This window comes from Methylovorus sp. MM2 (genome assembly GCF_001648895.1).
Taxonomy (GTDB): domain Bacteria; phylum Pseudomonadota; class Gammaproteobacteria; order Burkholderiales; family Methylophilaceae; genus MM1.
In genome coordinates this window covers 133,026-145,770 of the sequence record NZ_LXUF01000011.1, presented here as the reverse complement: position 1 = coordinate 145,770, position 12,745 = coordinate 133,026, and the positions used below count along the sequence as shown (strand labels likewise).

Below are 12,745 nucleotides of genomic sequence, written 5' to 3'. Positions count from 1 at the left end.
CTGTAAGATAACAAAAAAACAGGCCCGCTTATTAAAGCAGGCCTGCAGCATTTAAGCTTGATTAAGCAGCTTTTTTATTGCGTGCTTTCAGTAGATCATTCAGCGGGTTAGGATCGATCCATGCATACACGTCGAAGTCCGCTTTTAGGAATCCCCATTCAAGCAAAAAGTCCTTATAAGCAGATAGCGCTGCGATCGATTTTTGATCGAGATCGGTGCCCTGTTTCAAATGGATGTCGTTGCCATACGCCTTACGCACCCATTCATCTTGTGAGTGCGATTCACGTGCGATATAAGCCACAGTCTCAGCCTCATGGCTCGCTGCCCAGTCGCTCACATCTAACACCCGGCTAAGAAAACGCGCGACCAGATCAGGGCGCTCACGAAGCAATGCGCCATCTACCGTGATCGGGCGTGGAGCACTGTTATTTGAGCGTGCGATAGGATCAGGATGGTTGCGCACATCGTAAACGATAGTCACACCGTGTTTATACGCTTCTTCTACACCACGTGCCCCTTTGACATAGATCGCATCGACTGTTCCGTTCTTGAGTGCTGTAAATTCTGTTTCATAAGCCACACGTTGAGAAGACCAGCCAGATCCGATCTCACTGACAGGAACTGGTAGGTCTACCAACTCGACATCGTGCTTGGCTGATAATCCTGCTGATTCAAGTGTGACGACAATGCCGCGCAATGCACTAGCACGTTGATGGTCGATACTGATGTCATTCAATGGCAGTGCGATCTTTTTGCCTTTAAGGTCTTCAGGCCGTGAGATACCAGAGTTCGGTAGAGTAACGACAAGTTGTGCTTCATCAACCCAGTTAAGACCGATAACACGTGTATCTGTGCCGTTGGCTCGTGCCCAGATCGCAGGCACATTACCACCCTGACGGAAAGAGTGGGGAAGACGATGATCATAGTGAGATTCGCGCAGTTCAGGGTCTTGTGTGTCTTGTAGCGTCTTGATGCCGATGTTATCGGGGGCGAATTCTTTTTCGATCCAGCCTTCACGTGCGGCAAGGCCTAGTGGTGTCGGTACAGGGCATCTTGTGTACCAAAGATTCTCGATTTTTGTATTTTCTGACATGGAAGTCTCCGAAATATTGTAGGTTTTCTGCACGGTATCAACCGGGCTAGCTCTTTATATTTGGCAGATTCCATGCCAATCACGAGCGGCATGGTGATTAATTAATATATGTTTATATTCAATATCTTAATCTTGGTAGTATCTGTCTTGAGATTCTTTTGAGGTAAATGCTGTTTCAACGGCAACATGCCAGATGAATGACACTGTTGCCGTTGAAACATCTGACGTAGATGGCTATGTTGGTTGCGCTGACACAGAAGCTTCCTCATAGGCCTGATACAACCTTGAATATGCGCCGCCTTGTCGTATTAATTGATCATGGTTGCCTAGTTCAGCGACTTCACCATTCCAGATCACGGCGATACGATCTGCATCACGTATCGTTGCCAATCTGTGCGCGATAATGATTGCTGTACGCCCTTCGCATAGTCGTCGGAATGCAGCTTGTATGCGCCGCTCCGTATGGATGTCTACTGCAGATGTCGCTTCATCCAGGACTAATACTGATGGGTTGGCTAAATAAGCGCGGACAAGGCAAACCAGTTGCCGCTGTCCATGACTTAAAAATGCACCCAATGGTCCTACTTCTGTCTGGTAGCCATCTGATAGCCGTTCAAGTACCTCATCTGCGCCAAGCTCACGAGCTGCTGCAATTAAGGCATCATCACTGGCATCAGGAGCTGCCATCCGCAGGTTATGCAATACGCTACCTGAAAACAGTACGTTATCCTGCAATACGACACCGACTTTGCGCCGCAATGTCTGTTGTGCATATTCGCGCACATCCTGTTGATCGATCAATACGCTACCAGCCTGCACTTCGTAGAATCTGGTGAGTAGCTGCACCAAGGTACTTTTGCCATGGCCTGTTGGCCCGACAATCGCTAAAACCTCACCTGCGGGAATATGCAGGCTGAGATTCTTGATGACCGGTTTATCACTATTGGCTCCATAACCAAATACCACATTAGAGAACTCCACTTCACCGGATGTTTGTTTGGGCTCACTTGGATAATCAGGGTCGTTGATCTCAGGTTTGGTATCGAGCAGCAGAAATATACGTTGTGCCGAAGATGCGCCCGATGAGTAACGCTCGAATAGGTCATTTAACTCCTGTAGGGGGCCGAGAAAAAGCTGCACATAGAAGAGACTTTGCGCTAGTTGCCCTATCGACATCTCATGTGATGCGATGCCTATGCTGCCAACTAACAGTAAAAGTGCCATGCCTACAGCACTGAGTACCTGTGTGAGAGGCAAGAACCAGCTAGAGCGGATATTGCCCTTGATCAACGTGGTATTGAAATCATCCAGCAACACGCGATATCGTTTTGCATTCGCGGCTTCATTCACGGTTTGTTTGATGATACGCACACCGGAGACAGTCTCAACCAGATGTGCCGTGAATCTCGCACGTGCTTCAGCGACCTTTGCCCAATTCTTTTCTGATATGCGCTTGAATAGCCATGTGCCAATCACGAGAAATGGCACGATGCTGGCAAGTGCCAGAAACAGTTTTGGCGATATCCACCATAAGGCAGCAGAAGCCACGACCAAGCGTAGAACTGCTGAAAGTACTTCTGGTGGCCCTTGTATCAATAGAGGTTCGAGCATATCCACATCGCGGTCAGCTCTTGAGATGATGCGGCCAGCCTTGGTCTGATCAAAATACCTAACGCTCAGTGCTTGCACATGGCTGAACACTTTTATCCGTAGGTCATTCAATATTGTGATCGCCGCATTTCCGGCCAAGTATTGTGATCCGCCTGCGATACCAAAGCGTATCACCCACGTGAGCGCAGTAGCCAATGCCATCCAAGTTAAGAGCGGTGTATTGAGGATAATGCCCTGTGCTGTAGTGATGAAACCATAATCGATGATCTCCCGCAGGAACCATGGACGTATGAAGATCACACCGACTAAAATGATTTCAAGCAATATGACGGCGGCTATCTTGCCTTTTACCTGATTCAATAAAGGCAAGATGCGCCAGAACATATTGCGGTCTAGCTTCTGTTTGGCCAAAGCTTGCTCTATCTCTATATCATTAAGATGCGCTGGGCCGCGAATATCATTTGCCATGTTCGACTCCTACTAGATCGCGGTATTCTGCATTGTTAGAGACCAGATTCTCATGCGTGCCTTGTGCGTGTATCTTGCCGTTGTGCAGCATCGCGACACGGTCTGCCAAGAGAATGGTGGATAGTTTGCTGGCGATAAGGATGACAGTGATACCTTGCCCCGAGCCATTGCGTAATGTACGTATGTTCTCCAACACACGGCTTTCGGTGATCGCATCAAGTGCACTGGTCGAGTCGTCCAGTATCAGAATCTCAGGCTCCGCCAGAAAAGCTCTAGCCAGGCTGATGCGCTGACGTTGCCCACCTGAAAGAGTGATGCCTCTATCACCTATCTTTGTTTGTAGACCATGTGCTAGGTTATCAAGGACCTCAGTTGCTGAAGCCAGCGCGATGGCGCGTTTTAGCTCTGCCTCGGTGGCATTGGGTTTTGCCAGTCTGAGGTTGGCCTCTAGGGTGTCTGAGAATAAAAAACTCTCCTGTGGTACGACATGGACCTTTTTACGTAATGCATCCAACTCAAGATGTTTTACATTCTTCCAGCCGGCCCAGGCTGAGCCTATCAAGACCTCACCATAGTTCACTTCTAATAGACGGGGTATCAGCCCTGCCAATGTGCTTTTACCAGACCCTGTAACACCAACGATAGCGACAATCTCGCCGGGGGATACTTCAAAATCCAGATGCTGGAGTATAGTGTTGCCCTTATTGGGCGTAGTGACGCTGACGTTATTCAGGCGCAATCCTAGAGCGCCATCTGAAATGGATTGTTTGCCTGAAATGATGCCGGGTTTTTCGTCTAATAGATCCCATATGCGCGCCGCTGATGAGCGCGCATCTGCAAACACTTGAATCACACGGCCAATCCCTTCGATGCGGAAAACCAATGTGTTGGCAACTAGTAATGCTGCAACAAGTTCGCCTACGTTTAATTTTCCCTGTTGGATGAGATAGGCGCCAAATGCCAATATCCATACGTAACTAAACGCGATGACGATCTGTGGGACAGGTATGCGTGAAGAAGCATAGGCGAGAGCCGCCTTTGCATTATTTACAAACACGGTGACCAAATCAGTGAATACGATGATGCGTTGCTGTTCAAGCCCAAACGATTTGATGACACGCACGCCATTTACGCCTTCACTTAGTTCCTGATTGACCTTGTCGTATGCATCTCCGACAGCACGGTCAAGTTGAACCAGTCGGTCAGTTTGTGCGACGAATATTGATACACCTAATAAGGTGAATAGTAGGGTGCCGATTCCGAGCCAAGGGTTGTACCAAGACAGTAATGCTACTGAGATAATGACCCACAGGCTGGCTTCAAACACCTGACGCCAGAAGTTGATGAGCGCATCGCGCACTTTATCTGCATCGCGGGTAGTGCGCGTGATGATCTCGCCCATACCATGTTGCCAGTGGTAGGCCAAGTCCAGCCTTTGCACTTGGGTCAAGATGCGGTCTCGCAAGATAGTGAGTAGTTTTTGGCCGATACTCAGCGACATAATGCCGCCGATGTACTGCAAAACCCCACGTATGGAAGCTACTATGACCAACAGAATAAGCCAGTATTTGATCTGTGAAAGATCAATAGTGCCATCGCTTAGTTTACTGATGGCTCGATCTTGACGAATATCATCAATGATCTTGCCGACCAGCCAAAGCTGCCATGCCACGCCGATATTCACCAGGATAAATAAAAGTGCCGTCACCGAGAACTGATAAGGCATGAATCGGTATAAAGCCAGACAACGAAGTAAAGGGTGTGATTTAGTCATATGATCAGTATCGTTAACAATGTGTAGCGTGAAACGAAAAACAACTTGGCAGAAGGTAATCTGCCAAGTTGCCCAATGTGACACCGCTCCTTGTGGGATCGGTATAACAGATTAAAAACGCAAAGTAAGGGCTACGCCAGCAGTTCTTGGTGTCGCCCACTGCGCTACCGTACCGGTTGCGACCTGTGCACCAGACCTTCCGCCCGGTAATGCATGGTTGAGATATTCTTTATCGAAGATGTTGTTCACATAACCCGTCACTTCTACCTTGTCACCCTTGGTGGTAAAGCTGACACGTGCATTGACGAGTGAGTAAGCATCCTCTCCCAATAATTTGTAGTTCGTGTTCTGCGCAGTGTTTTGGGCATTCACAAAATAGTGCTGTTCACCTACATAGCGCCAATCGGCCGCGAACACGACTTTCTTACCGTTATCCAATGGAATACGATAATCTGCTGCGACAAAACTATTGAATCTTGGCGTACGTACCAACTCGTTACCTGATAAATCAACCGTACCGCCTGCTGTATCCACAGTGAAATTCTTGAACTCACTATCCTGCAATCCAACATTCGCTACCAGATGCAATCTGTTAGTAGGCAAAGCTTCTGCTTCAAACTCAATACCTTTGACCGCAGCTTTATCTACGTTGCGCAGATAAGATGCAGAGCTTGCTGTACCAGGTACAAGACCCACCACATTCACCTGCACATCTTGGTAGTCATAGTAGAAAATGGCGGTATTGAAATTCAACCTGCCATCCAGCCATTCAGACTTATAACCAAGTTCATAGGAATCCAGCGTTTCAGGTTTCACGACGATCAATGCTTCGGTAAGCGTAGCTGCACTATTGAACCCACCTGATTTGATACCGTGCGCATATTTTGCATAAACGCGATTGGTCTCATTGATCTTGTATTGCGGGGTGAAGTCATAAGTAAACGCATCCCAGCGCTTGGTTAGGTCTTTAGAGAATGATCCGGCTGTTCCCAATGCAGCTAAGCCGCCGCTGTATGAATCCCACCATGAAGACAGGTTGCTCCATGTAGGTCCCGCGCCCACACGGCGGGTCAGGTCAAGGGTCTTCTCTTCTGTGCTCCAACGTGCACCCAACGTAGAATCTAACTTCTCAGTGAAGTTAAAAGTCGTACTACCAAAGATCGCATAGCTTTCGGCCTTGTGAGAGAAGTTTGTGTAGTTGTAACTTGTGGGTGCGGTGCTACCAGCTAAGGCTGGCACGGTGCCATTAGGTAATCTTGCCGTTGCCGCGTATGAATCGATATCTTCTTTGAAGTAATGGAAACCGGTTAACCAGTTCCAGCGGTCTTCACGTGGAGAAGCCAAACGAAATTCCTGCGATACCTGCTTGCTATCTGCATCGGTGTAGCTACGGCTGATTTCCAGAGGTGTGTAGTCACCATCCGTCAATATGGTTGATTTCCAATCTTGGTAGGCAGTGATCGATGTTAACGATAGTTTACCCAATTGCCATTTCACGTTAAGAGAGATGCCATTTTGTGAGCTTTCGCTGCTATCTTCTGCATTGGTGCTGACATCGCGGTTGCTTTTGCTGGGTCTATATCCATTGACATAGGCGCCACCAGGCCCAGTGCCTTGTACCGTGTAGATTGCTCCCTCGGTTTTATAATTACGGTAATTCACGTTTAGCAACGCTTCCAGATTAGGGGTCAACTCGAACAATAATTGACCACGAATCCCTGAGTCAGTCAGACCGCCATCTGTTTTACCGGTGAACAGATTCTTGAATGATCCGCCGTAATCTTGATCGTAGAATGACAAACGCCCGGCTACTCGTTCACTGACGAGCTCCCCGCCGACCGCGCCTTGCACGATACGGTCGTTATAAGAACCGTAATCTGCTTTTACATAATTATCATTGCCAGAAAAAGTAGGCTTCTTGGAGAGGATATTGATCGCACCGCCTGTGGTGTTCTTACCCCACAGTGTGCCTTGTGGGCCACGCAAGACTTCTACACGGTCAATATCGAAAAGCGGGCCACCAGTAGCGCTTGCATTGCTGATGTATACATCATCAAGATATATGCCGACCTGACTAGGAAAATCGATCTGCTGTTGACCAGAACCCACGCCACGTATCCACCAGCGAGGGCGGCCATGCTGCTGTGTGCCAGCAGAGGCATTAGGCACATAGTTCAATATCTCGCTTGCCGAACGTCCAGCCCCTCTATCGAGTAAGTCCTTGCCATCAAGCACGCTAATAGCCGTGGCCACTGTCTGCGCGCTTTCTTCACGCTTTTGCGCGGTAACGACTACGCTGCTGAGTTTGTTCTCATTCGCTGGCGTAGCATTAGTGGTTGCAGCCGTTGCGGATGCTTCAGATTTTTCTGTCGCAGCATTCTCGGCCGGTTTGTCTTCTGTTGGTTTTTCTTGTGTAGTTGCGGCTGTGGATTTGGTAGTTTCCTCTGCTGCCAATACATTCCCCATTATCAGGCTGCCAGCCAGCGTACCGATGATTGCGGTTACTAGTGGACGCCTGATGAAAAGCGATGCGTTTGGTATAACGCCGCTTTCATATAGTTTTTTTCTAGACATGGTATTCCCTATGATTTGATTTAAAAGCTTCAACTCACCATTTGGTGCTCGTAGCTATATGGCAGGAACTATGCCAATCAAGTTTTTAGGGTTTTTTGGAATTCAAGTAATTGTTTATAAATGAAAAATAATTTATACGACCATGTCTAGAAAAGAAGGCAGATGTTTTTAATCCAACATCTGACATGTATGGTTTTCTCACTTATGTTGCACTGACAACATCTGCAGAACGATATATTTTGTTGTCAGATATTCCATTATTACCTAATGAAAATGATCATATAAATAAGGTATCCATTCAGCAATAAAAGTTGTAGTTGCTATAGCAGCATTTTCTTGGGGTTTGCTGTTGCTTTGGCAACATTAGAGCAATATTTTTGTTGTTCACAGACATTATCATTAAACAGATTAATGTCTACGCATGGTAAATAAATCATTTAAATTCATAAGCCTATATTTACTCATCTTTGTTTATCGATGTAATGGCAAGCAATGGCACGATTTCTGCCATACAAAGTTGATAAGCCAGCTAACATATTGAGGAGATAACGATGGCGATTGAATTTTTCTGGCAAGTGCCAACAAGTGGTGATGGCCGTTATGCGGATGCTGCCAAGCGCAAACGTGGGGAGCGCGACCATACTGATTCAGCGTATTTCACTGCTGGTGTGACCGACCCACGTGGTAATACCTACAACTATTTTGATCATTTGCATCAGATCGCAAAAGCAGCGGAACTGGCCAAGTTCGATGGCATACAAATCCCTAATGATCCCCAAGGCGATGAATCCTGGATCGTAGCTGGGTATCTCACCCGTAGTACAAAATATCTAACGGTGATTACCGAGTTTGATGCATCACGCGGATCAGCTGTCTATGCTGCCAAAAATGCAGTGAGTTACCAACGTTTTAGTGGTGGCCGGTTTGCATGGCAGATCAGTACAGGTGGTGACGAGAAACAACGTCATCATGATGGTGACTTTATCGATGCCAAAGATATACAAACCCGTATCGAAGAGTTTTTAACGGTCTCACGTAATGTCATCACCAAAACAGCATACAGCTTCAAAGGGCAGTTTTTTGAAGTCCTAGAAGGTGGTTTCAGAGGCCCGTTATCAGGTCAAAAAGTACCTACGGTATATCTCTCCGGTCATAGTGATGAGACGTATCGGCTATCAGCCAGACTAGGCGATGTGCATGTGCTAGCCGCCCAGCCAGTAGAAGACGTCACGAAAGAGGTTAGCAAATTAAAAGCATTGGCTGCTACCGAAAATAGATCTTTGGATGTTGGCCTGCGTATCGATGTGCTGGCACGCGAGACAGAGGAAGAGGCAAGATTCGATGCGCAACGTTTTATCGAGCAGTCTGGTCGTCATACCAGTGCTATCGGTGGTGCATTGTTGTGGAAGAGCCTTTCTACCAATCAAACGGGAGCCGATGCCAGTTTAGTCGGCAATTACGAGCAAGTGATTCAGGCGTTATCTGACTATGCAAGTGCAGGTATTACGCATTTCATCCTCGGCGCAGTGCCTAGCCTAGAAGAAGCTTATCGCGTTGGCGAATACATTCTGCCAGCCGTCCGTTCAAATCATTCAGGCGCCGAGCAGCGCGCCGCATAAATTTAGGAGTACATCATGGCGATTGATATTTTTTGGAGAATCCCAACGCACGGTGAGCCAAGCTCATTACGCAGCAAAGACTACCACCGTGGAGACTGGTCGCAGCAACATGGCGATCATGTCGTTCAACATGGCCTAAGCAGTGGTCGAGATGATGGCTTTACCAGCCTTGACTACATTGCTGAAGTTGCGCGAGCAGCCGAGATATCCGGTTTTCATGGCGGCCTCATCCCTTCATTCCCGATGACAGATGAGCCATGGGCGATATCCTCATTTCTTGCGCGTGAGACTAAAACCTTTCGTTTCATGATCGCCTTTCAACCAGGCTTCCTGAATCCAGTAGTCGCTGCCCGCATGACGGCTAGCCTGCAAAGGGCTACAGGGGGCAGGGCACTATATAACGTGATTACTGGTGGCGGTGGCCCCGCGCAACTATGGTGGGGCGATGTTGCGCCACATGATGATCGATACGCACGCACCACAGAATTTCTCGATGTATTGAGAGGTTTATGGAAAGGTGGTTCATTCTCCCATCATGGTAAGTTCTACCATATTGAAGATGGCGGGTTGCCTGAGCAGTTGCTAGGTCAGGAATTTCCCGAGATATATTTCTCAGGCTCATCAGATGCAGCTTTGGCATCTGCCTCAAAACACGCAGAATACTACCTCTCATGGCTTGAACCGTTTGAGCAGTTGCGCGAGAAATTCGACCGCGTAAAAGAACGTACTGATGCACTTGGTCGTAAGATCAAATGCGCAGTGCGGGTAGATATCATCGCACGCCGTACAGAAGAAGAAGCATGGCGAGAAGTGAGACGTGGATTTGAAAATCTGGATGCCGCAGCAATTGAAAGATACAAGCAATTCACAGGTATTAGCGGAGATTCTGTTGGCGCCAATCGCCAGCGTGGCACAACACCAAAAGGCTTCGATGATTACCGTAATTTCATCATCCACCCTAATATCTGGTCTGGTTTAAGTCTCCTGCGTGGTGGCCAAACCCAAGGTATCGTCGGTAGCTATGAGCAAGTGGCCGAGCGTTTGGATGATTTAGTTAAACTTGGCGCTGATGCATTTATTCTTGCAAGTACTCCGCATCTTGAAGAGGCCTATCGAGTCGGTGAAGAAGTCTTGCCTCTCGTGCGTGGTCACGATAGTGCACCAGCTTTACGGGCGGTTGGGTAGACGATAGCCTGATTAGGGTTATGGAATTTGCGAGAAGAAAAGTTTTGGAGTTCGTTTAACATGGAAAAGGGGCATTTAGCCCCTTTTTTCTTGATGTCAGTGATTAGCCACACTGGATTACAACACCAAAACTACGTAAAAAAGAAATAAAACAATACGCCAGCTATTAAAGAGACTGCGATTGCACCGTAAACAAAATAATCAAATAGAATAAGGGACGAACGGTCAAAAACTGGGAATAGCTCCCTATTTTCCAATTGATCACGTTGATGAATATCATCGTCCATGATTGGAATCCTTGCTTAATGACTTCTTGAATCTGAATGGCCTGACTCAAGGAGGACTTTAGACACAGTGAGGGAGGAACTGGGTTAACTTTATACCCAATCTCAAGGCGTGTATGTACTCTTACGTACACAATGGTATATACATCAAAATAAATTTCTATTTCCTCAGAGCTATCTGTTTATAGGAAAGCCCCTCCGGTTAATCATTCCTACAAATAAATAAGCCGATTGCCTATAAAAGAACGATGTAATCCCCGCTATTCTGAGGGCATATTTATCTTTTCAAGGCGTGTGTGATGCTTTCATCAAAATTATTGAGCTCACTTTCAACGGTAACGTTATTTCTATTGTTTTTATTTGTTCTATTTCGGATGCTTCATGCAACGTAAAGGCTTTGATCATAAGTCCAAATATATGTGGTGAGAATGACTAATTTTCCCAGAACAAAAATTCAAGAAAAATTATAGTGAAAGCATTGAATCTTGAAAAATTCACTTCAATACAATTTATATATTTGCACCGATTGTGGATGCATCAATCACTACAACATATCCAAAAAAACTTTATCAAAGAACACGATTAATTGCCCCGATTGTGCATCAACGAATCAAGTGCCGATGAATACAAAGCGTGGGCAAGAGGCGATAGATAAGTTTAAAAGCTTTACTTGGGATTTCCCCTACCTATCCCACTAGGTCATTAACCTTTAAATGAAGTCTACTAAATTACGTCACATCAATGCCGACTGCATAGGGTTTACTAGACACGTTGTAAATGGAAAATTTCAATATAGGGATAGAGATCAACAGCTATTGAAGAGTTCAGATGATTTAGCAAGGATTACGTTATTAAAGATTCCTCCTGCGTGGAGCCAAGTGTGGATATGTAGTTTCTCAAATGGTCATATTCAGGCAACAGGAAACGATGCCAAAGGCAGAAAACAATACATCTATCATAAGCAATGGCAAACTGCTCGGGGAAAAGAAAAATACGAAAATATGATCGAGTTTGGTCTGAGCCTGCCTACCATTCGGCAGAGAGTAAACTTAGCTTTAGCCAAACCCGGATTAAGCAGAGAAAAAGTCCTGGCTACGATCATCTACTTACTCGAACACACCATGATACGAATCGGAAATGATGCGTATGCCAAAAAGAATAGGTCATTTGGTTTAACCACGTTTCGTAATCGACATGTTGCCATTGAGGGTAGTGAAGTCAAATTTCACTTTCGTGGCAAAAGTGGTATTGAGCATGAGCTCAGCCTGAATGACAGACGGTTAGCTAAAATCATTCGTAAGATCAAGGAGCTACCAGGGCAAGATCTTTTTCAATATTTAGATGAAGATGGAAACCGTCATGCGATAGGCTCATCGGATGTAAATGAATATTTAAAGGAAATCAGCGGACAAGATTTTACTGCCAAAAATTTTCGTACATGGGCGGGCACTTTGCATACACTCAATGCGCTAGCGCCATTCTCTACAGAAACAGAAGCTAAAAAGAACCTTGTACAAGCGATTGCCATTGCTGCGAAAAAATTAGGCAATACGCCTGCTATCTGTAAGAAAAGCTATGTGCATCCCACCATCATAGAAACATATTTAGCGGGAAAAATATTAGACATCTTACCGACTGATAAGGGTGACGATAAAGAGCAGCTGGATAAGGTCGAAAAATATATGCTGAAACTGCTTAGAGGCAAATCTTTGTAATGATCTGGCTTTATAGATGACTAGCTATTGCAATGATAAAACTAGTCACAGCGAGAATGCTCATCACAATAGTCAATATACCCAGATGTTTTAATTTGGTCTGATATAAATTGATACGCTGAACCTGCGCTGCATTTTGGGTGGCGAGTTCATTGAGTAAAGCTGCTGATGTGAGAATGTCCTTATGTTGTTCTGCTAATTGAGTCTCTAACGCATCTATTCTGGCTTCAAAAGCAAAAGTCTTCTGAGCTTCAAGATTGAACCTTGATTTGTTTTCGATTACCCCTTCTGGCGTAATAGTTGGCTTGTTTTGCACCGTATTCCAAAACTCTTTTGCTTTGAGTGCAATTTTGGGAGCGTTGGTAATTAGATCTACCCAGGGAACAACTTGAAGTAGTGTCACGACATTCATAATATGAGTT

At 46.0% G+C, this 12,745-nt stretch carries 9 protein-coding genes; 3 read left to right on the top strand and 6 right to left on the bottom strand.

Features of this window, described 5'->3' with window-relative positions; genetic code table 11:
• Positions 1–61 precede the first annotated feature (61 nt).
• From A7981_RS08325 to A7981_RS08310, 4 genes are all read right to left on the bottom strand, one after another.
• Entirely contained in the window at positions 62–1,093 is a 1,032-nt protein-coding gene (locus A7981_RS08325) for an ABC transporter substrate-binding protein (protein ID WP_067266993.1), read from the bottom strand.
• A 234-nt stretch (positions 1,094–1,327) separates the two neighbouring features.
• Complete coding sequence (locus A7981_RS08320) at positions 1,328–3,172, bottom strand: ABC transporter ATP-binding protein (RefSeq protein WP_067266992.1); 1,845 nt, start codon at positions 3,170–3,172, stop codon at positions 1,328–1,330.
• Positions 3,162–4,946 (bottom strand): ABC transporter ATP-binding protein, encoded by a 1,785-nt coding sequence (locus A7981_RS08315; RefSeq protein WP_067267838.1) that lies wholly within the window; start codon positions 4,944–4,946, stop codon positions 3,162–3,164. The genes A7981_RS08320 and A7981_RS08315 overlap by 11 nt, the downstream gene beginning before the upstream one ends.
• 111 nt (positions 4,947–5,057) lie before the next feature.
• A complete protein-coding gene (locus A7981_RS08310; RefSeq protein WP_067266990.1) occupies positions 5,058–7,520 on the bottom strand; it encodes a TonB-dependent receptor in 2,463 nt (820 codons plus the stop codon).
• Between the two features lie 551 nt (positions 7,521–8,071).
• Between A7981_RS08310 and A7981_RS08305 the strand changes: the two genes are divergently transcribed.
• Together A7981_RS08305 and A7981_RS08300 are read left to right on the top strand one after the other, a co-directional pair.
• Positions 8,072–9,139, top strand: a complete 1,068-nt coding sequence (locus A7981_RS08305; protein WP_067266988.1) for an LLM class flavin-dependent oxidoreductase — start codon at positions 8,072–8,074, stop codon at positions 9,137–9,139.
• Between the two features lie 15 nt (positions 9,140–9,154).
• Complete coding sequence (locus A7981_RS08300; RefSeq protein ID WP_067266985.1) at positions 9,155–10,324, top strand: LLM class flavin-dependent oxidoreductase; 1,170 nt, start codon at positions 9,155–9,157, stop codon at positions 10,322–10,324.
• A gap of 131 nt (positions 10,325–10,455) precedes the next feature.
• On the opposite strand, the gene A7981_RS12140 is transcribed toward A7981_RS08300, so the two are convergent.
• On the bottom strand, positions 10,456–10,611 hold the full coding sequence (locus A7981_RS12140; protein WP_165595549.1) for a hypothetical protein: 156 nt from the start codon (positions 10,609–10,611) through the stop codon (positions 10,456–10,458).
• 710 nt (positions 10,612–11,321) lie between these two features.
• Here A7981_RS12140 and A7981_RS08295 point away from each other — a divergent pair.
• Complete coding sequence (locus A7981_RS08295; RefSeq protein ID WP_067266983.1) at positions 11,322–12,323, top strand: DNA topoisomerase IB; 1,002 nt, start codon at positions 11,322–11,324, stop codon at positions 12,321–12,323.
• 10 nt (positions 12,324–12,333) lie between these two features.
• On the opposite strand, the gene A7981_RS08290 is transcribed toward A7981_RS08295, so the two are convergent.
• On the bottom strand, positions 12,334–12,735 hold the full coding sequence (locus A7981_RS08290) for a hypothetical protein (protein WP_067266981.1): 402 nt from the start codon (positions 12,733–12,735) through the stop codon (positions 12,334–12,336).
• Between the last annotated feature and the right edge of the window lie 10 nt (positions 12,736–12,745).

What these genes read in the sequence shown, in the direction of transcription:
- A7981_RS12140 (WP_165595549.1), bottom strand. Translation starts at nt 10,611, where the DNA reads ATGGACGATGATATTCATCAACGTGATCAATTGGAAAATAGGGAGCTA.
- A7981_RS08320 (WP_067266992.1), bottom strand. Translation starts at nt 3,172, where the DNA reads ATGGCAAATGATATTCGCGGCCCAGCGCATCTTAATGATATAGAGATA.
- A7981_RS08305 (WP_067266988.1), top strand. Translation starts at nt 8,072, where the DNA reads ATGGCGATTGAATTTTTCTGGCAAGTGCCAACAAGTGGTGATGGCCGT.
- A7981_RS08325 (WP_067266993.1), bottom strand. Translation starts at nt 1,093, where the DNA reads ATGTCAGAAAATACAAAAATCGAGAATCTTTGGTACACAAGATGCCCT.
- A7981_RS08310 (WP_067266990.1), bottom strand. Translation starts at nt 7,520, where the DNA reads ATGTCTAGAAAAAAACTATATGAAAGCGGCGTTATACCAAACGCATCG.
- A7981_RS08290 (WP_067266981.1), bottom strand. Translation starts at nt 12,735, where the DNA reads ATGAATGTCGTGACACTACTTCAAGTTGTTCCCTGGGTAGATCTAATT.
- A7981_RS08315 (WP_067267838.1), bottom strand. Translation starts at nt 4,946, where the DNA reads ATGACTAAATCACACCCTTTACTTCGTTGTCTGGCTTTATACCGATTC.
- A7981_RS08295 (WP_067266983.1), top strand. Translation starts at nt 11,322, where the DNA reads ATGAAGTCTACTAAATTACGTCACATCAATGCCGACTGCATAGGGTTT.
- A7981_RS08300 (WP_067266985.1), top strand. Translation starts at nt 9,155, where the DNA reads ATGGCGATTGATATTTTTTGGAGAATCCCAACGCACGGTGAGCCAAGC.